Source organism: Paraburkholderia sp. BL27I4N3 (assembly GCF_003386115.1).
Classification (GTDB): Bacteria; Pseudomonadota; Gammaproteobacteria; order Burkholderiales; family Burkholderiaceae; genus Paraburkholderia.
The window spans coordinates 7,975,256-7,994,881 of sequence record NZ_QREJ01000001.1 but is presented as its reverse complement, the minus strand read 5'-3'; the positions used below and the strand labels follow the sequence as shown (position 1 = coordinate 7,994,881).

Genomic DNA, 19,626 nt, shown 5'->3' with positions numbered 1-19,626 from the left:
ACCTCAAGGCGTGACGATGTTGAACCAGAAATCGAAGTTGTCGAGCCAGGACACGAACTCGCCAAGCTTCTGGCTATTGCCGTCGATTTTGGCGCTGCCCGCCATCACCAGCTTCTGCATATTGGTTTGTCCCATCATGATGCTGTTGAGGTCCGCGCGCGTCATGGTGACCGTTGCGTCCGCTGATTTCGAGGTTCTGTCTTTCGAATAGTGCAACGCGCTGTTCTCGACGCCCAGCACGCAGTTTTCCTTCGTATCGGTCAGTACGAGATTGAACGACGCCGTCTTCCCGTTCGCTCGCTCACCATTCAGCCGGATACCAAGGTAGTCGAGGAACATGTCGAGTGGCATGGCCTGAATGGTATCCGGGCTCTGTGGCGCGGGCGCCTGTCCCTTCCTGACGCCGTTGCGCAATTCCATGGCTCCCGTCAGATAGAAGTTGCGCCAGGGCGCAGACTCCGACTGGTAGCCAAGCTGTTCATAAGCGTCCGCCAGCAGCTGTTTGGCAGCGGTGTTTTGCGGTTCCGCGAACACCACGTGGTTGACGACTTCCGCCACCCATCGGTATTCGCCCTGATTAAACGAATCGTGCGCCCTTCGCAGAACGGCAGCCGCTCCACCCATGTACTCGACATACCGCTTACCGCTGTCGGTCGGCTGCAAGCGGTGCAGATTTGCGGGCACGCCGTCAAAGAATCCAAGGCGCAGGTTGTACTGCGCGACGGCGTCGTGATAGACCGTGCCGTAGTAGCTCCGGCAATACCAATGCTTCGCAAGGCTGTCCGGTAGACGGACTGCCTCGCCAATCTCGAGCGGCGTCTGGCCCGTGTTGGCCATGCGCATGACCTGGTCATGCAGATAGCGATACATGGCGCGTTGCGCACGCAGGAAAGCATTGATCCGGTCGTTGCCCCAGGTAGGCCAATAATGTGAGGCAAAGAGGACCTGCATATCGTCGCCATGCAGATCGAGCGCAGTTTGCAGATACTTGGACCAGAGCAGCCCATCACGAACCTTTGCGCCTCGTAACGTGTACAGATTGTGCAGCGTGTGAGTGGCATCTTCCGCCGCGCAGAACGCCTTGAACTTCGGCAGATAAAACATGAACTCTGAAGGCGCCTCCGATTCCGGCGCCATCAGAACCTCAATGTCCACGCCGTCGAGCGTCAGTTTCTGGCCGGTCTTTTCTGCAAACATGGAGGGCACGGCCAGCGTGATAGTACCGACCGAAGTCGTCTTACCCAGACCACCATCGACAATCCCCGTCGGGCTGCGCGGTAGCAGTGAGCCATACATGTAGCTGGCGCGACGCCCCATCGCATTGCCGGCGATGATGTTCTCGCCGACGGCAGCCTCAGTGAAACCAACCGGCGCCACGATCTGCACCTTGCCCGATTTCAGATCGTCGTCACTGACGAGGCCTCGCACACCGCCATAGTGATCGACATGGCTGTGCGTGTAGATGACGTGAGTGATCGGCTTGTCGCCAAGATGCGGAATGACGAGCTGCTTCCACACCGTCGAAGCTACTTCGGTCGTAATGAAAGGATCGACGACGATATAGCCGTGATCTCCCCGAATAATGCTCATCACGGAAAGGTCGTAGCCGCGCACCTGCCAGATGCCATCGACCACCGTGTAAAGCCCGTGATTCATGTTCAGCTTGGCGTTGCGCCAGAGGCTCGGATTGACCGTTGATGGAGCGTTGTTTTCCGCGCCGCCGTGTACAAACGCGAACTGCTGAAGGTCCCAAGCCGGAAATTCGCCTTGCCCCTTGATGATGACCGGCTCGGGGAGCGTGGCGATGAGACCGCGCTTTGCGTCTTCAAAATCCTGGGCGTCAGCGAAAGAAAGAAAATCGGCGTATTGCTTGTTCAATGCAATGGTCGAGGGCGACGCGGGCTTTGAGGCCGCACTGGTTGAGTTTGTCGACCCGGCTTGCGCAAGCGTTTCGCCAACTGCCCCGGAAAATCCAGTTGCTACGCCGACAACCGCCACGTTTTTCAGGAACGCCCTGCGTGCTCCAGGCTTTGCCGCATCATCCGATTGGGACATGCCCACCTCCGGTAATTAGGAAGAGCGGACGCTCAATGGCCTTTGAGAGTGGCCTGCCCGCCCTCTTACTGATCCAGAAAACTCGATGGATTAATTAACTGCCAGCTACGTATTCAGTAGTCTGCAGCGTCGCTGGCCTGAAGCAAGCTTTTGGGCTATGTCCGCGTGAATCGGCAATCAATGAACGTTATGCGATTGTCACAGGCTTCCAAGTCGTATTGACCGACTGATCCAATGCCCGCAACTGATAACGTATAAATGACCGGCTAACGATATGGCGTTTAAAACGCGGTTCAAACATCCACAGTTTCTAAACATAGGACAATTTTTTGATATGTCTCACATTTTTTGCGTCAACTTGGTCGCGTGGTAATTCGCAATATCGGAAGTTATCTGGAATTGGCGCCCTACGATACGAGGCCACCGGATCAACTGGGTCGCCTTCCGCCTCACCGAACGCCGGGCTCGGAACTCAAGCAAGTACGAACAGTTGTTCAAACGTGCGCGCCCGGCGCAGCGGGTCTTGCGAGAGCAGCTTGCCGTGCTTCTTAGCGAGACAACCAGGATCGCCTGCGGCGGAGCCGTTTCGTTTAATTCTGCGAACCGTTTCCGTGGATGGCGATTGCGATGCGGATTACAGAGCCTGCTCGACACCCGCAATCACATCGACCTGGTTCTGACGCGATAGACTTCCGCCTGAAAACATCTCAGCCACAACACGGACTTCACGGTCCTTCAAGGAGAAGCAGCGGCATGGACCGGATGGCGGCAATGGAAACCTATGTGAGTGTGGTGGAGGCGGGTTCGTTCTCGGCGGCCGCAAAGCGGCTCAAACTCGGGCAACCGGCCGTGTCGAAGTCGATCGCGCAACTCGAAGAGCGACTCGGCGTGCGACTCCTGTTGCGCTCGACACGCGGACTGACGCCCACCGATGCAGGTCAGCGCTTCTACGAGCACGCGCGGCGCGCAATCGAAGAAGTGGACCTTGCAGAACATGTTGCGCGCGACGCGTCTACGGGGCTCTCCGGCGTGCTTCGCGTCAGTGCCGCCGTGACCTTCGCGCGCCTGCACATCCTCCCTGCGCTCAAGACTTTTCTGGACCGGCACCCGAACCTCCAGATCGATATCGTGCTGGACGATCGCACCATCGATCTGCTCGAAAAAGGCGTGGACGTTGCGCTGCGCATGGGATCGCTCGACGATTCGACGATGACTGCGCGCCGCATTGCGCAAAGCCGCAGGCGGGTGGTCGGAACGCCTGCGTATTTCGCCGAAGCGGGCGTGCCGAAAACGCCTGCGGACCTCAGCCAGCATCAGGTGATCGTGTATTCGTTGCGAGGCGGCGGCGAGTCGTGGGCGTTCAGCCAGCATGGCAAGGAAGTGGCGGTGGTCGTGTCCGGCCGCGTGAGCGTGAGCGCCGCCGAAGGCATGCGTACAACGCTGCTTGGTGGACTGGGCCTGGCGATCGCGTCGGAATGGATGTTCTCGCCGGAACTTGCCGATGGCACGGTTCAGGCGGTACTGACCGACTGGGAATTGCCCTCTATCGACCTGTGGGCGGTCTTCCCGGCCGGACGCCTGGTGAGTGCAAAGGCGCGAGCGTTCGTCGCCTTCGTGGAAGAGGTACTCAGTGCCGCCGGCAGCACCAACGGCGGCACGCTCTCAGAAAGCGAGCCTGCCGATTGACGCGCCTCCGTCGACGTAGAGCGTCTGACCGGTCATGAAAGCGGCGCGTCGGACACCAGCCAGATCGACGCGGACCAGTTCGCCGGGAAAATTGCTTGCTTCGCGCGCGAGGCCCACTACGTGATGGCCGTCGGCAATCAGCCGTTCTGTCAATGCGAGACCGGTCCCCTGGTCGCGCCGGTGACAAGAAATGTACGCTGTGTCATCAAATATCCTTTACGAACGGCGGGAATTGAAAAGCCGCGACGGGTTCTCCGGCGCGGCGTGACGGATCTCCAAGCGTCGAGCGGTCAGGCTCAGGCGTTGGCTGCCGCTTTTTCCAGCACCGGAAACATGTCCGACGGATCCGGGCGACGCGTGTAATCCGGGTTGACCTCCGAATACAGCACGATGCCATCCTGTCCGATGACGTAGCGCGCGGGCATTGGCAAAGTCCAGCTCGGGTCGTTATTGAACGCAGGCAAGTCGTTTTTGAGGTTCCGGTACAACTCGACGAGATAGTCGGGCAACGCGAAGCGCAATCCGAAGTCGGCGCCCGTCTGGCCGTTTGCGTCGCTCAGCACCGGAAAACCGAGTTCGTTGGTGCGCACCGACTTGCGGCTATTGACCGGCGTTTGCGGCGAGATCGCCACGACGTTCGCGCCGTAGGCCTGAATCGCCGGCAGCACTTCGTTGATCGCCTGCAATTCGATATTGCAGTACGGACACCAGACGCCGCGATAGAACGTCACCACCAGCGGGCCCTTCACCAGCAACGCAGCGGAAGACACGTCGTTGCCATCCTGATCTTTCAGATTGAAATGCGGCGCGCGGTCGCCGGCCTTGATCGCGCGGCCCGCCTGCCCGCTCGCAATCAGCGCTGCGGTGGCGCGTTCCATCACCGGATGAATCTCGGGCGGTGCGTTGAACGGCGGCTTGCCTGCCTTGAAGTCGGCCCGGAATGCGTCGAGTTTGTCTTGCAGTGACATGAGTGTTCTCCATCAAAAGGAATCGTGGAATTGAGGACGAACGAGCCAGTGGATTCAGGCTGCGTTCTGCGCTGCTGCAATGCGGGCCACTTCGGCCGCAGTGATGCCTTCGAGCGCCAGCCCGTCGAACGTGAATATGTCGGTTTCTCGGTCAGCGTCCATATGGGATTAGCCGCGAGGGCTCCCGAAGTCGGCTGGGGCTTAGGCTGCGACAGCGACCGGTTTGGTCCACTCGTTGCCTGCCATGAAACCGTCGAGTTCGGTGTGGACGATGTGGTTGGTGTAGTTGCTCATCACCTTGGTCGCAACGCCCAGAATCACTTCGAGGACGTTCTGACGGGTGTAGCCGGCGGCGAGAAACGCGTCGACATCGGCGTCCGGGACGAAGCCCCGCTCGCGCACCACGAGCGTCGTGAAATGATGCAGCGCTTCGAGCTTTGCATCCGGTAAAGGCGTGCCGGCGCGCAGCGCGGCGATCACGCCAGCGTCCATCTTGATCATCTTCGCCAGCGTGCTGTGACCGGCCATGCAGTAGTGGCAGTTATTCTCGAAGTTCGAGGTCAGGTAGACGACTTGCTGTTCGTGCGGCGTAAGCGTGCTTTTCGAGAACAGGTCCCACAGCGCCGAGTAACCGGCCAGCAACGCGGGCGATTCCGCCATAAGCGCCTGCAGGTTGGGAACGAAGCCAAAGGCGCGCTTCGTATCTTCGAGGCTGGTCTTCGAGGCGGCCGGTGCGTTATCGGTCGTGTAGGTTTGGAAGTTGCTCATCGTTTTGCTCCTGTGGGTTGACGGTGAGCAAATCATGAAGGTCGGCGCCCGCTCGAAGAAGGCAGGAGCCGTCGATAACAGTCATTCCTGGCAGGCATAAAGCGAGGCGGAGCGTTGAACTGCACGCGGCCGATAACGTGGGGCGGCACCGGCCGTCGCAATCTGGATGCGACAACGCACATCGCGGGGGGCTCCAGGTCGCAGGTAAGTGATGTCGGTGTATAGATTGATTGTTTCGACGATCAGGGGCCGCGCAGTGCGAGAACTCTAATGACCATCCTGGAGCAATCCGCTATGAACCTATCCGACGACAGCCTTACGAAATCAGGTCCACTAGAATTTCTTCCATTGCCTTTGCGCTAACGCAGTCATGTCGCCATAGCCGCGAGTTATCGCGCTCTGGTGACATTCAACCGCGCACGGGACGCGACCACCCGGCGTTTCCCGTTGCGGGCGGGCGTTGAAGTCGAACGGCCGGCAACCCGACGACGAATCTGCCTGGTGCCGAAAAAATGCGCCCGCTACGAAGCAAAGTACGCGGCACGTTAAGTGCTCAATTCGTGATCAAGCAGGCGGCGATCGTCTGCGTCTTTATTCCGGTCTAACCAAGGAGGACCAATCATGAATAAGGCAACCAGCACCTTAATCGCGGCCGTCGCCGCACTCGCCCTGTCGGGCGGCGCTTTCGCACAAACGGCCGGAGGCTCCAGCGGCGCAGGTACATCAGGCAGCACCGCTAGCCCGGCGAACCAGACGAACCAGATGAATGGCGCAGCAGGTGGCTACGGCACGCCAAGCGGCACCAACTCCGCTAGCGGCATGGCCACCCGGCAGGCGCCGAACTCCGGCCTGCCGAGCGGGAACAGCACTTCGACCTCCGGCACCAGCGCTCCTAAGACGAACAACACACTGGCCACCCCAAGCGTCGTGTCGCCGGCCGCCGGCCAACAGTAGTGGTCATGTCGGTTCGCTTGAGGACCAGCCGTCGGCGACGACTCCACAAAGGATGTCGCCGAATGAGATCCATAAGCGTCGGCAGCGCTGTTCGAAAGCAATTGTCCGGCGCGTTAATTCAGACACCGTGTCCGCGCTTACGGAGGACGTCCAACCAGAGCTGTCGCCGCATGACCTTGTGCTGTTGAATACTCCCCGCCGACTGGCGAGTACCCGCGCTAACTTCCAATCCGATGAACCCGAGGGCGCAACCGCCGCAGAGCGCATTGTCATGCGTCCGACAATCTGCGCGTGCAATCCGGCCATCGGCATCGCGCTTTTTATCCTGTTGCCGCCAATGCGGCTTATATTGATGTCAGGCGTGTTCCCGCATCAACAGGATTACGGTTCAGCGCGATCGCCGCACTCGTGCCGGCCATCGCGGCGCAACATAAGTGGTCGCGGCATGAAATGCGCGGCACGCGCGCGCCCTGGTATGATGCCCATCGCACGCCTTTGGTGGAGTCCGCTTCACTGTTGCTCCTCACGCAGCCTGTCTTTTCGTCACGAGAACCATCATGCCCGTCCAACCCGACAAAGTCCCCGCTGCCAGCGCCCCATCGGACAAGGCCCCGCGCAAGGTCATGCCGATCGCCGCGCGCAATCTTCTGATGGTGGCCGTGGGCGTCGCGGTCTTCGCGATCGTGGCGACCGTCGTGCTTTACGGTCCGATTACGTACGGCGACGAAATCCCGAACTTCGGCATCATCCTCATGCTCACCGTGCCGGTGATCGCGGGCGTGGCGTTCCGGGTCGGGCTGGATGCGTGGTTCGACCGGAAGTGAACGACGGCCGCTTCAAGCGCACGCCGTTTGAAATCTGCCGCGTCTAGCGTATCGAGGCGCCAAGCGGCAGCACCACCCACACCTCCAGCCCGCCACCTTCGCGCGCATGAAACTCCAGACTGCCGCTGTGCAGACGCGCGATTCGCTCGACGATCGCCAGTCCCAACCCGGTGCCGCCGCTGTGCGTCCGCGCATTGCGGCCGCGCTGGAACGGCGCCTTCAGTTGCTCCAACTCCTGCGCTGAAAGACCTTTGCCGCGGTCGCCGACTGCAACGTACACCGCCTCGCACGTGGCCCAGCTTCGCACTGCCAGTCCGCTTCCGCCGTACACGATCGCGTTCTGCATCAGGTTCATCAGCAGCCGCATCATGCTGATCGGGCGGTACGGCACAGCGGGCAGCGACGCAAGGGATAGCTCGAACTCGTGCCCCAGCCCCGCGAAATCCCCCGCCAGCCGTTCGATCAGCGCATTGAGATCGCCAGGCTCCGGCTGCTCGCGCTCGCCGCTGCCCGCGTAGTCCATGAACTGCTGCAAGATCGTTTCGATCTGATCCAGATACGATTCAGCGGCGACCACGAAGCTGCTGTCGCTGCCACTGGGCATGGCCATGGCCATCGAGAGACGCAGCTTGGTCAAGGGCGTGCGGATGTCGTGCGAGATGCCCGCGAGCATCAGCGCGCGCGTCGCCTCGGCTTGCTGCAACGCCTGCGTCATCTGGTTGAACGCGCCGCTCACCGTGGCGATTTCGGTGGGGCCGTCGGTCGGCAATGGCGCGGGCGTTTCACCGGCGCTTACGCGGCGCGCCGCGCGCGTCAACTCCTGGAGCGGCCGATTGAGGTGGCGCTGGATCAGGTAGCCGGTCAGCGCCGCCAGCGCGCCGAGTCCGAGCGTCAGCACGATGGCGGCGTCGAGTCCGTTGCCCTGCGCGTCTTCGGGAACGGGCAGCGCAATCCAGTACGGCGCTTGCGGTGCATCGGCCGGCGCATGCATGCGGATCCACAGTCGCTGGCCGCCCAGCGTTTGCCAGCGCGCCGGCATGTCGGCGGGCAGATGCGCGCGCAAGCTCTCGAGAAACACGTTGCGCTGATAGGTGCGGTACGCGCGCATGAGATTCGGCGGCGGCGCGGTGGCGGCTTCGTCCGGCGCCTGGGCGCGGGCGTCGAGGCGCGCGGTCAAGCCTTGACGCGCCGCGGGCGGCGTGGCCGCGAGCAGATTGTCGAGCGTCGTCACATAAGTGGCGAATACCGCCGCCGCACGCTCGACGCGCGGCCGCTGCACATAGTGCAGCAACACGCCGAGCGCGCACACCTGGCTCAGCATCACGAGCGCGATCAGCAGCGCGATATTGCGCGCCAGCAGCGTTCTGGGCAGCAAGCTTTGCAGCAGCGAGCGTGTCATGAGTCGACGTCCGCGACCAGCATGTAGCCGACACCCCACACGGTCTTGATGAAGCGCGGCTTGGACGGATCGTCCTCGACGATCTGCCGCAGCCGCAGCACCTGCACGTCGATGCTGCGATCGAGCGCATCGTGCTCGCGGCCGCGCGCGCGCGCCAGCAGATTGTCGCGGCTCACCGGCCGGTTCGGCGATGACGCCAGCGCGACCAGCAGCAGCATCTGCGCGGAGTGAATCTCCAGCAACTCTCCCGCGCGCGACAGCTGCTGCTTGACGATATCGAGCGAGAAGTCGCCGAAGCTCACGCTTTGCGACGTCACGGTAACCTCGCCCGCGGCGATCTTCTGGCGCCGTAGCAGCGCGTTGATACGCGCCACCAGTTCACGCGGCAGGAACGGCTTGGCGAGGTAGTCGTCGGCGCCGGTTTCCAGGCCGACCACCCGGTCGAGCGGATCGCCCTTCGCGGTCAGCATCAGGATCGGCAAGGTCTGCCCCTGCTCGCGCAAACGGGCGCAAATAGCGAGGCCATCCTCTTCGCCGATCATCAGATCGAGCACCAGCAGATCGAAGGGCTCGCGCTCCAGGTAACGGTCGAGGCGTTTGCCGTCTTCGGCGACGCGCACGTCGAAGCCGTGGCCGCGCAGAAAGCGCTGCAGCATATTGCGCAATTCGACTTCATCGTCGAGCACGATGATTTTGGCGGGGCGATCCATGCGAAGGCTCCTCGATTCAGGCTAGGCGTCGGGCGGCGCTTCTTTCCGTGCCGCATGCCGTTCGACCAGACCCTGCAACAGCACATAAAACGACGGAATGAACAGCACGGCAATGCAGGTGGAAGCGAGCATCCCAGAAAATACCGCAATCCCGAGCGAGCGGCGCGCGCTCGCACTCGCGCCGGTGGCGATCACGAGCGGCACCACGCCGAGAATAAATGCGAACGAGGTCATCATGATCGGCCGGAACCGCAGGCGCGCGGCTTCGATCGCCGCCTCCGTTATGGCGACGCCCTGCGCGCGCAGATGCCGCGCGAATTCGACGATCAGAATCGCGTTCTTCGCCGACAGCGCGATCAGCAGCACGAGACCGATCTGCGTGTACAGATTGTTGGCGGTGCCGAGCGCGGCGAGCGTGCCCGCCGTGCCGAGCAGGGCCAGCGGCACCGCCAGAACCACGGCGATGGGCAACAGCCAGCTTTCGTATTGCGCGGCCAGCACGCAAAACACCAGCAGCACGCCCACGGCGAACACCCAGTACGCCGAATTGCCGACCAGTTTCTCCTGATACGACATCGCGGTCCACTCATAGCCAATGCCCGCCGGCAGAACACGCGCGGCTTCCTGCTCGAAGGCCTTGATCGCGTCGCCCGTGCTGTAGCCCGCCGCCGGATTGCCGTTGATGGCCGCGGCGGGCGCGAGGTTGTACAGCGTCGCCACTGCCGGGCCGACGCTCGTGCGCGCGTCGATGAAGGTGCCGAGTTCGACCATGTGGCCGCTGTTGCTGCGGATCTGCAAGCGGCGAATGTCGTCGGTTTCGCGGCGGAATGCGCCGTCGGCCTGCACGAACACGGGGAACGTATGATTGAAAGTGGTGAACTGGTTCACGTAGCTCGAGCCGACATAGTCCTGCAGCAGATCGAACACATTGCCGACCGGCACTTGCAGCGACTCCGCCCTGGCGCGATCGAGCGTGAGTTCGACGGTCGGCACGGTCGCACGGAACGGGCTGAACACGCGCTGCAATTCGGGCCGTTTCGAGACGCCGGCGATCAACGCGTCGGTCGCGTCCTGCAAGCGCCGATAGTTTTGCGAGCCGTCGGTCAGCATGACCTGCATCTGCACGCCCCCGCTGTTGCCGAGGCCCTAGATCGGCGGCGGCACGATCACCACGGAGCGGATGTCCGGCAGCTTCGCCAGCTCGCTATTCATGCGCAAATACAGCGAGCGCAGGTCTTCGCCTTTGCCGCGTTTGCTCCAGTCGTCGAGCGTCACGTAGATCAGCGCGGAATTCGGCAGCGAGGCGTTGTTGTCCAACGGCGAGATGCCGCCAATCGACACCACATGGCTCACGCCCGGAATAGCGCCGACGCGTTTCTCGATCTGCGTGCTCGCCTCGCGCGTGCGTCCGAGCGAAGCGGCGTCGGCGAGTTGCGCGGCGATCAGCACGTAGCCCTGATCTTCGAGCGGAATGAAACTGGTGGGTATGCGCGTCAACAGGAAAGCGGAGCCCGCGCCGAGCACCAGGGCGATCACCAGCGCAAGCCCGCAGCGCGCGACGAACCACGACACGACCCGCACGTAGCCCTTTTCGACGCGAGCGTAACCCTTGTCGAACACGCGATACACGATATTCGGTTTGCCGGGCCGCGCATGCCGCAGCCAGCGCACGCTTTGCACCGGTTTGAGCGTCACCGCGTTGATCGCGCTGATCACAGTGGTGGCGACGACCACCAGAGCAAATTGACGGTACATCTGCCCGGTCACGCCGCCGAGAAACGCCGACGGCAAAAATACCGAGACCAGCACCAGCGTGATGCCGATGATCGGCCCAAGCAATTCATGCATCGCGTCGATGGCGGCCTGCTTCGGCGTCTTGCCCTGTTCGATATGCTGCGTGATGCCTTCGACCACCACGATCGCGTCGTCCACCACGATGCCGATGGCCAGCACGATCGCGAACAGCGTCAGCAGGTTGATCGAGAAGCCAAGCATATAGATTGCACCGAACGTGCCGATAATGGTCACCGGAATCGTCGTGGCCGGCACCAGCATCGCGCGCCAGTTCTGCAAAAACAGCAGGATCACCGCGAGCACCAGCAAGGCCGCTTCGAACAGCGTCTTGTACACGTCGATCACCGATTGCCGCACGAAGGTGGTCGTATCGAACGGCAGCTGATAACTAACGCCTTTCGGCATGTCTTTCGCGAGGCGCGCCATAGTCGCCTTCACCGCGTTGCCCACTTCCAGCGCATTCGCTTCGGGCAACTGATAAATGGCGATGCCCGCGGCCGGCTTGCCGTCGAGATTGAAGAACTGTCCGTAACTCGACGAGCCGAGTTCGGTACGCCCCACATCGCGAATCCGCACGAAATGGCCGCCACTATCCGGATCGGCCTTGACGATGATGTCGTCGAATTCGCGCGGATCGGAGAGCGCGCCGTGCATCGTCACCGTGAGCTGGAACGCCTGGCCGCCCGAGTTCGGCTCGGAACCGAGTTGGCCCGCGCTCACTTCCCTGCTCTGGCTCTGGATCGCGTTCATCACATCGGCGGCGGTCAGATTGCGTTCGCTCAGCTTCTGCGGATCGAGCCATACGCGCATGCTGTATTGCCCCGTGCCGAACACGGTCACGTCGCCCACGCCCGGCAAACGCGCGAGCGTGTCGCGCAGATAGATCACCGCGTAGTTGCTCAGAAACAGCGAATCGTATTTCGGATCCGGCGATTGCAGCGTGTAGAGTTGCAGGATCGCGGTCGAACGCTTGCGCACCGTCACGCCCTGCTGCTGCACCGCCTGCGGCAGTTGCGCGGTCGCCGCCGAGACGCGGTTCTGCACCAGCACCTGCGCCTTGTCGACATCCGTACCGACGGCGAAGGTGACGGTGAGCGTATAGGTGCCGTCGTTGGTGCTGGTCGACTGCATGTACAGCGCGTTTTCCACGCCGTTGACCTGGGTTTCGATCGGCAGCGCCACACGGTCGATCAGCGTCGCGGCGCTGGCGCCGGGAAAGCGCGCCACCACTTGCACAGTAGGCGGCGTGATGGGCGGATATTGCGCGATCGGCAGATTGATCAGCGCGACGGCGCCAAGCAGCATCACGATCAGCGCGATGACATTGGCGAAGACCGGCCGCTCGACGAAGAAGCGGATCATGACTGGCCTTGCGTGTCCGCGGCCACCACTTGCACCCTGGTGCCCTGCGCCACCGCTAGCGCGCCGCCCGTCACGACCTGATCGCCTGCGTTCAGGCCCGACGTGATCGCGCGCAGCGAGCCGAACAGTCCGCCCGTCACGACCGCGCGTTTCTCGATCACGCTCGCGCTGTTCACGATCAGCACGAAAGCGCCGGCCTGTTCGCGCAGCAATGCAGTGTCGGGCACCAGCAAGACATTTTGCGGCGCGCCGGCGGGAATATGCACCTCGACCGACATGCCGGGAATCAGATGCGCGTCTTTGTTCTCGATGTCGGCACGCAGTCTGAGCGTGCCACTATTGGCGTCGACCCGCGTATCCACGAATTCCAGCGCGGCGTCCTCGCCCTTGCCCGCCGGCGCGCCGAGCACGTTCACCCGCACCGTGTGCGGCGGTTTGGTGAACAGGCCGATGCGGTTCGCGTCGCGTTCGTTCAGCGTGAAGTTCACGTACACCGGCTGGATGCGATCCAGTGTGGCGAGCTTGGTGGAATCGGACGCGCCCACCAGATTGCCGACGTCGAACGACCGCGCGCCGATGCGTCCCGCGAACGGCGCGCGAATTTCCGTGTAGCCGAGATTGATGCGCGACATATCGCGTTTGGCGAGCGCCTGGTCGCGCGTGGTCTGCGCTTTCTGCAACGACGACTCCGAGGTCGCGTTATCGGCAGTGAGCTGCTTCTGGCGGGTCAATTCCTGTTCGGCGTTGACGAGTTCGGCCTGATCGTAAGTGAGCTGCGCGCGGTACGTGTCCGGCTCGATGCGGAACAGCAACTGCCCTTGCTTGACGTTGGCGCCGTCGCTGAAGCCGATTTCCTTCAGCACGCCCTGCACGCGCGCCACCAGCGTGACGGTGGCCGAAGGCGCGACCGTGCCGCTCAGATCGAGCTGTTCACGCACCTCGCGCGGCTGCGGGCGCATCACGCTCACTTGCGGCAGGGGAGCAGTGTGGACGGCCGGCGCGTTGCCGTCGCGGCAGGCGGCCAGCGCCATGGCGAGCACGATGCATATCCCCACCACCACACGTCTGGCTATCAGACCGTTTTCTGCCATTTCGTTATTTCCCATTCTCGGGCTCGCCTCCGCTCGCGCGCGCCAATGCGGAATTCGCGGGCGGGTTCAACAGGCGGCCCCAATCCGTGCGCCGCGCCATCTGCTCGGCAATCTGTTCGCTCACCACCTGCTGCCCTTGCGCCACTTCCCAGCCTCCGCCGAGCGCGCGATACAGCGCCACTGCGGCGATCGCCGCGAGCCCCTGGTTCTGCGCGAGCGAATCGCCGTCACGCAAAGCCGAGCGCGACGCGTCGAGCACCGTGTCGTAAGTAACGGAGCCCGAGCGATACTGCGCGTTGGCGAGCCGCAGCGCGCGCTGCGAGGCGTCCGACGCGCGCGCCGACGCGGCCAGCGCGTCGAGCGTGGTGCGCAGTCCGGCAATCGCATCTTCCACTTCTTTCTGCGCCTGCAGCACTGTGTTCTGATAGTCGAGCACGGCCTCCTGAAAGGTCGCGTCCTGAATCCGCACGGCGTTTTTCAATTGACCGCGATCGAAGATCGGCAGCGTGATGCCCGCGGAAAAGAGGCCGATGGTTTTGCCGCCCCACTGCGTCAGTCCAATGCCATGCTGTTCGCCCGACGACAGCCCGAACAGGCCCGTCAACGACAAGGACGGATACAGCTTCGCCTTGGCCGCGCCGATCAGCGCCGATTGCGCCGCCGCGTTGAGCGCGGCCTGGCGCACGTCGGGCCGGCGCCGCAGCAGATCGGCGGGAATGCCGACATCGATCTGCGTGGGCGGCACGGGAATCGCGCTGCTGCCTTTGAGTTGCGCGTCGACGGCGTCGGGCGGATCGGCGAGCAGCACGGCCAGCGTGTCGCGGTCCTGCGCGCGCGCCTTGATGAGCGGCGGAATCTGCGCCTCGGTTTCCGCCACCAGCGTGGCGGCCTGCTCGACATCGAGCTGGCTCGACGCACCATGTTTGTAGCGCGCCTGGGTCAACGTGAGACTCTGCTGGACCGACTTCAGATTCTGCTGCGCGACGACGATGCGTTGTTCGAGCGCACGCAGATCGATGTACGCATTGGCGACGTCGCCGAACAGCGACACCAGCGCGTTGTCATACGCGGCTTCCGACACGCGCAGTTGCGCGCGGTCCGATTCGATCTGCCGGCGGTATTTGCCCCAGAAGTCGATCTCCCAGCCGGCATTCACGTGCAAATGCTCGGCCCACAGATGGGCGGGCGGAATCGGGCCGACGCCGCTCGTGTTGATATGTTCGGCACCCACCGACACGCTGCCCGACTGCGGCAGCAGATTCTCCGTACTGGTCGCGAGCTGCGCGCGCGCCTTGAAGATATGCAGGCCGGCCACTTGCAGCGACAGGTTGCGCTCATACGCGCGCTGCTCCAGCGCGGTGAGCACGGGATCGTTGAAGGCGGTCCACCAGGCGGCTTGCACGGCAGGTGTGGCTTTCGCCTCACCGGGCAGACTTTCGAGCCACTGGTTTTCGAGGGTCGCCTGCGGTTGCTTGAAATCCGGGCCGACGCTCACGCAACCGCTCAGCGCCGCGCTGATCGATACGACGATCGACGCGCCGGCGATACGCAGATAGCGGGACGTGGCAGGTTTCATCGCACGTTGTTATTGGTTCGGGGGACAGCCGACGGTTCGGCGGGACGGCTCGTGCGCCGGCGGCAGACCGCGCCGCGCCACGGCCTCATGGTCCCGCCAATGCCCGCGGGGCTCAGTGCGCTGCCCCGCGTTCCTGCATGAATGCCTCGATCTGCGGCAGAGTGATGTAGCCCGCCTTCTGCGTATCGATCTCGTCGAAGTGCTTGGCGACCATCGGCATGCCGGCGGCGGCCTGATCTTTGGTGAGCTTGCCATCGTGCGTGGTATTGGCGTTCGCAAAGCGCGATTGCAGCTGCTGCACCATACGCTCCATGCGCTGCGGATTGCCACCTTGCGGTGCGGCTTGAGCGAACGTGACGGTGGATGCGCAGCACAGCAACACGATAGCGATCAACTTCTTCATGACTGACTCCTTCGATTGAGCCACCGGGCGTCGCCTGCCGTTTGCCGCGATCCGTTTCGATGACAGGCCGAATTCTTGGGGAAGCGCCGTCGCAAGGCAACTTCAGAATCATGTCGATTCATGTCACGGCTTTTAAGGCATCCCCTCGAGCCGCCACGAACACGGCCACGAGCCCGCACCGCAATGCAGCATGCGCTCCCATTACCCGCACCCATGCCGCAGCGCCGCCGCGGCGTGACATGGAATGAAATGAGTTTGCGATACCGTTTTGACGGCGCTTTGCGTATCTTTCGTCTGCCGGCGCCGTCAGCGCCTCGCCGCAACGGCTGAGTTCTCACGTCACCCGAATCAGCCGGCCCGCTTCTTCACCCGAAGACGCCTCGCGCTGCTCAACGCATCAGGAGTACCAATTGACTATCCGTCTCGTCTGCGCCTCAACTGTCACCGCCATCGGCCTCGCCTGTTCGTCGACAGCGTTCGCCCGCGTGGTCGTCTATCTGCCCGCCGCCGTGGTCTACGCCCCGCCGCCGCGCCCGGTCTACTACTCCGTGCCGGTGAATCCCGTGTACGTGGTGGCGCCGCCGCCAGTGCCCCTGCCCGTGGCGGTTCCGGTCGCGGCCGCCGTGACGGCGCCGAAGCCCATCCCCCTGTACACCACCGTCGTCGTCCCCGCGCCGACCAACTATGCGGTCGTACCCGCCCCCGCGGTGACCTACGCCCAGCCCCTCATGATGATGCCGCGTTAGGCGCGCGTGGCGCGTCACCAGTGAATGTGCCAGTTACAACCCAGGCTGTGGAATCAGCATAGGACATGCTGCCGCCAGCATGCCTGGTGGATTCCCGCTGTCTTGGGCACCGTCCGGCGGCGTGACGTGAGCGCGAATCCGTGCTGCAAAACCGTGAATGTGCCCTTGGAATAAAGCGGTGCGTCTGGCGGTTATAGAGGAAGGCCGAACGCAGCACGACTCCGTTCCAGACGATGTGGAACATCGCTTGCTCACTGTTCGCCATGACCGGGCGCATGTCCATTCGTTGGACACGTCCGTCCAACCTTGGGACTCTCAAGCGGCCTGCGGGCAGATTTCGGGCAGGCCACCGCCCTTTGCGGATACATCAGATGAACTACCAGGAACTCGACAGGGAGATCGCGCACCTCGAACGCGTATTCGAGATGATCTCCGCCAACGATCGCATTCCGCTGTCCTACTGGCACAGTCGCCTGCGAAATCTGCCCAGACCGATGTTGATGCCGATCCAGCGCGCGCGCATCGCGCGGCTGGAGGCGACGCTGCGCTCGCTGACTGAAGCGCACGAAGCGTCGTTCGCCGAACCGCCATTGCGTCCCACCGGCACGCGGTCGTAACGCGGCGGCCCGGACCGGCCGCCGCCCTCGAAACGGGATGCCGCTCCGTCAACCCGTCAGGATTCGCGCGCCGAGCGCCAGCACAAGCGCCGGCAGCATCACCAGCGCGCCCACCTTCAGAAACTTCATGAAGCTCACGTCTTCGCCTTCGCGGCGAATCGCGTTGAGCCAGAGAATCGTCGCCAGCGAACCGGTAATGGACAGGTTCGGCCCGAGGTCGACGCCGATCAGCAGCGCGTCGATCACACGCTCCGGACTGTGCGCCTGCATCACAGTCGAACTGGCGATCAGGCCCGCCGGCAAGTTGTTCATCAGATTGCTGCCGATCGCGATGACGGCGCCCGCCCAGCCCGCCGTGGCCAGTTCGTGCTGCTGCGCGGCGCGCTGCGTGAGTTGCGCCGCCGCCGTGATCACACCGGTGTGATCGAGCATTTCGACGAGCACGAATAGCGCGGCGACCAGCGGCAGCACGCTCCATGAGATTTCGCGGATCATCGGCAGCGGCGATTTGCGCTCCAGAATCAGCACGATCAGCGCGGTCAGCGCGCCGAGTATCGCGGTCGGCATGCCGAGCGGAACGTCGAACGCGGAGACAGTCAGCAGCACGGCGGCCGTCACCGCGATGCCAGCGAGCGCCACGCGGCCGCTGGACGACAGCTCGACCGGATCGAGATTGGCCTCGCAGGTGCCGGCGAGCGCGTCGCGCTGGGTCCAGCGCAGCATCACGTAGGTCGCGACGATCGACAGCAGCGACGGCAGCGTGAAGCGCATCAGCCAGGCGCCGAGCGCGGGCGTGTGGTTGCCGTACAGCACGATGTTGGCGGGATTGGAGATCGGCAACACGAAGCTCGCCGCATTGGCGATAAACGCGCAGACGAACAGCAAAGGCAGCGGATGCGTCTTCGCCTTTTTGGCCGCGGCGAACACGGCCGGCGTAAGGACGACGGCGGTGGCGTCGTTCGAAAGAAACGCGGTGATCACCACGCCGACCAGATAGACGAGCAGGAAGAGTTTGCGCGGCGAACCCTGGGCATGATTGACCGCGAGCACAGCAACCCAGTCGAACAGGCCTTCACGGCGCCCCACTTCCGACAGCAGCATCATGCCGAAGAGGAACAGATAGACGTCGGTGCCCTTGCCGATCGCCTCGAGCGCCAGATGGACCGGCAATAGCCCGAGCGAGACCAGCAGCAGTGCGCCGGCCACGGCCCACACGGCTTCGGGCCATTTGAACGGCCGGGTGATGACGCCCGCCGTGGCGGCGGCGGCGATACCCCAGGAGAGGAAAACGGAATTCACGAAGTGAGCCTTGAATCATTGATGACGCGCGAGCGCGATATCCGGCCTGGCCGGGCGAACGTGCCGATGAGACGGCGGATGCAGGCGCTGATATAGCAAGTTGCGCGCCCATGGCAGCGCCGACGCGCGCGCTTCATCCCACGCGCTTCATCCCACCCGGTTCACCGCCGCGATGCAATCGCGGCCGTTGTCCTTCGCGTGATACAGCTGCGTGTCCACCAGATTGACGAAGGCCACCGGATTGGCCGCCGCGGCGGGAATCGTGGTGCCGACGCCGAAGCTGGCGGTGATGGTCTGCCGGAACGGCGAGCGCTCATGCGGGATCTGTTCGGTCGCAATGCGGTCGCGGCAACGCTCGGCCACCTGGCGGGCGGCATCGGCGCCGGTGTTCGGCATGATCAGCACGAACTCCTCCCCGCCGAAGCGGCCGACAAAGTCGCCCGGCCGAACCGCGTCGGCCAGCACGCCGGCGATCCGCCTCAGGCACTCGTCGCCCTGCACGTGGCCGTAGTAATCGTTGTACGACTTGAAGAAGTCGATATCGACCATGACCAGCGAGAGCGGCGCCGCATGACGCAAAGCCGCGCTCCATTCGCGCTGCAGACTGGCGTCGAACGCGCGGCGATTGCCGACGCCCGTCAGGCTGTCCTTGAACGACAGCGCCTCGAGTTCGCGCTGCAACGCGGCCAGTTTCTCCTCGGTCTTCTTGCGCTCGCTGATATCGAACATGAAACCGACCAGCGACTCCACGTTGCCGCGCGCGTCGCGCACCACATGCACCACGTCGCGCAGCCACACGTATTCGCCCCGGCTCGTCAACGCGCGATAGTCCGCTTCGTGATCGGTGCCCGCCTGCGATTGCGCGACACAGAATTCGACCACTTTCTCGCGGTCCTCGGGATGCATGCGCGCGGCCCAATCCTGCACGGTTTTCCAACTGGACGGCGCCCAGCCCAGCAGGGCTTCGATCTGCGGGCCGATATAGGCGAACTCCATGGTCGCCCAATCGATCTTCCACGGAATCGCTTTGGTCGATTCGAGCAACGTGCGGTAGACAGCCGCGTCGTGCTCCATGTAGCCTTCCACCCCGACCGCGGCAGATGCCGCAGGTGTACTCTCGTGCCGCAGAAAATCCGCGCCCAGCGCGATATTGTTGTTTTCAAGCCTGTTCATCGGTCCCAACTCTCCTCGCGGTTCAGCCGGCAAATTAACACAGCGGACGACCTCCCGGCCCTTTGCAGCCGCCGCACCGTTTTATTCCAGCGACATTAGCGTCACGGCTACAACAATCTGTTCCCTTCTCCCCGGCTATTCAGCTTCCATTGGCATCCCTACTATTCGCACTCACCTGCAATACCCGATAACCCTAGAACG

15 protein-coding genes and 2 pseudogenes are annotated in these 19,626 nt (G+C 63.2%); 5 read left to right on the top strand and 12 right to left on the bottom strand.

The genetic code is table 11. From position 1 onward, the window contains the following. Positions 1 to 3 precede the first annotated feature (3 nt). A complete protein-coding gene (locus B0G71_RS36280; RefSeq protein WP_116148016.1) occupies positions 4 to 2,055 on the bottom strand; it encodes an alkyl/aryl-sulfatase in 2,052 nt (683 codons plus the stop codon). 753 nt (positions 2,056 to 2,808) lie between these two features. Between B0G71_RS36280 and B0G71_RS36270 the strand changes: the two genes are divergently transcribed. Further along, entirely contained in the window at positions 2,809 to 3,741 is a 933-nt protein-coding gene (locus B0G71_RS36270; protein WP_116148014.1) for a LysR family transcriptional regulator, read from the top strand. A gap of 57 nt (positions 3,742 to 3,798) precedes the next feature. Here B0G71_RS36270 and B0G71_RS41595 read toward each other — a convergent pair. From B0G71_RS41595 to B0G71_RS36255, 3 genes and pseudogenes are all read right to left on the bottom strand, one after another. Then, positions 3,799 to 3,947, bottom strand: a pseudogene (locus B0G71_RS41595) (NAD-dependent epimerase/dehydratase family protein); the annotation flags it as partial. Between the two features lie 90 nt (positions 3,948 to 4,037). After that, positions 4,038 to 4,709 carry a peroxiredoxin-like family protein gene (locus tag B0G71_RS36260; protein ID WP_116148013.1) on the bottom strand — a complete coding sequence of 224 codons (672 nt, stop codon included), beginning with the start codon at positions 4,707 to 4,709 and terminating at the stop codon, positions 4,038 to 4,040. A gap of 201 nt (positions 4,710 to 4,910) precedes the next feature. Next, a complete protein-coding gene (locus B0G71_RS36255) occupies positions 4,911 to 5,477 on the bottom strand; it encodes a carboxymuconolactone decarboxylase family protein (RefSeq protein WP_116148011.1) in 567 nt (188 codons plus the stop codon). A 621-nt stretch (positions 5,478 to 6,098) separates the two neighbouring features. Here B0G71_RS36255 and B0G71_RS36250 point away from each other — a divergent pair. Together B0G71_RS36250 and B0G71_RS36245 are read left to right on the top strand one after the other, a co-directional pair. Then, positions 6,099 to 6,431 carry a hypothetical protein gene (locus B0G71_RS36250; RefSeq protein WP_116148010.1) on the top strand — a complete coding sequence of 111 codons (333 nt, stop codon included), beginning with the start codon at positions 6,099 to 6,101 and terminating at the stop codon, positions 6,429 to 6,431. A gap of 557 nt (positions 6,432 to 6,988) precedes the next feature. Further along, on the top strand, positions 6,989 to 7,255 hold the full coding sequence (locus tag B0G71_RS36245; protein WP_116148008.1) for a hypothetical protein: 267 nt from the start codon (positions 6,989 to 6,991) through the stop codon (positions 7,253 to 7,255). A gap of 43 nt (positions 7,256 to 7,298) precedes the next feature. On the opposite strand, the gene B0G71_RS36240 is transcribed toward B0G71_RS36245, so the two are convergent. From B0G71_RS36240 to B0G71_RS36215, 6 genes and pseudogenes are all read right to left on the bottom strand, one after another. Beyond that, complete coding sequence (locus tag B0G71_RS36240; RefSeq protein WP_116148007.1) at positions 7,299 to 8,654, bottom strand: ATP-binding protein; 1,356 nt, start codon at positions 8,652 to 8,654, stop codon at positions 7,299 to 7,301. After that, positions 8,651 to 9,364 (bottom strand): response regulator, encoded by a 714-nt coding sequence (locus B0G71_RS36235; protein ID WP_116148005.1) that lies wholly within the window; start codon positions 9,362 to 9,364, stop codon positions 8,651 to 8,653. Before B0G71_RS36235 ends, B0G71_RS36240 begins: the two co-directional genes overlap by 4 nt. A gap of 21 nt (positions 9,365 to 9,385) precedes the next feature. Beyond that, a pseudogene (locus tag B0G71_RS36230) lies at positions 9,386 to 12,463 on the bottom strand (efflux RND transporter permease subunit). A gap of 53 nt (positions 12,464 to 12,516) precedes the next feature. Continuing rightward, the gene (locus tag B0G71_RS36225; protein WP_116148003.1) at positions 12,517 to 13,626 is read right to left on the bottom strand and encodes an efflux RND transporter periplasmic adaptor subunit; all 1,110 of its coding nucleotides are present in this window, start codon (positions 13,624 to 13,626) and stop codon (positions 12,517 to 12,519) included. Next, on the bottom strand, positions 13,616 to 15,187 hold the full coding sequence (locus tag B0G71_RS36220) for an efflux transporter outer membrane subunit (protein WP_116148001.1): 1,572 nt from the start codon (positions 15,185 to 15,187) through the stop codon (positions 13,616 to 13,618). Before B0G71_RS36220 ends, B0G71_RS36225 begins: the two co-directional genes overlap by 11 nt. A gap of 112 nt (positions 15,188 to 15,299) precedes the next feature. Next, entirely contained in the window at positions 15,300 to 15,590 is a 291-nt protein-coding gene (locus B0G71_RS36215; protein ID WP_106282331.1) for a hypothetical protein, read from the bottom strand. Between the two features lie 410 nt (positions 15,591 to 16,000). Here B0G71_RS36215 and B0G71_RS36210 point away from each other — a divergent pair, with 410 nt between their 5' ends. Both B0G71_RS36210 and B0G71_RS36205 read left to right on the top strand, forming a co-directional pair. After that, positions 16,001 to 16,336, top strand: a complete 336-nt coding sequence (locus tag B0G71_RS36210) for a hypothetical protein (protein WP_106282332.1) — start codon at positions 16,001 to 16,003, stop codon at positions 16,334 to 16,336. A 371-nt stretch (positions 16,337 to 16,707) separates the two neighbouring features. Next, complete coding sequence (locus tag B0G71_RS36205) at positions 16,708 to 16,953, top strand: hypothetical protein (RefSeq protein ID WP_116147999.1); 246 nt, start codon at positions 16,708 to 16,710, stop codon at positions 16,951 to 16,953. A gap of 48 nt (positions 16,954 to 17,001) precedes the next feature. On the opposite strand, the gene B0G71_RS36200 is transcribed toward B0G71_RS36205, so the two are convergent. Beyond that, positions 17,002 to 18,252: an arsenic transporter gene (locus B0G71_RS36200; RefSeq protein ID WP_116121920.1), complete on the bottom strand. Its 1,251-nt coding sequence runs from the start codon at positions 18,250 to 18,252 to the stop codon at positions 17,002 to 17,004. Between the two features lie 147 nt (positions 18,253 to 18,399). After that, positions 18,400 to 19,425, bottom strand: coding sequence for a sensor domain-containing diguanylate cyclase (locus B0G71_RS36195; protein ID WP_116147998.1), 1,026 nt, complete (start codon positions 19,423 to 19,425; stop codon positions 18,400 to 18,402). Positions 19,426 to 19,626 lie beyond the last annotated feature (201 nt).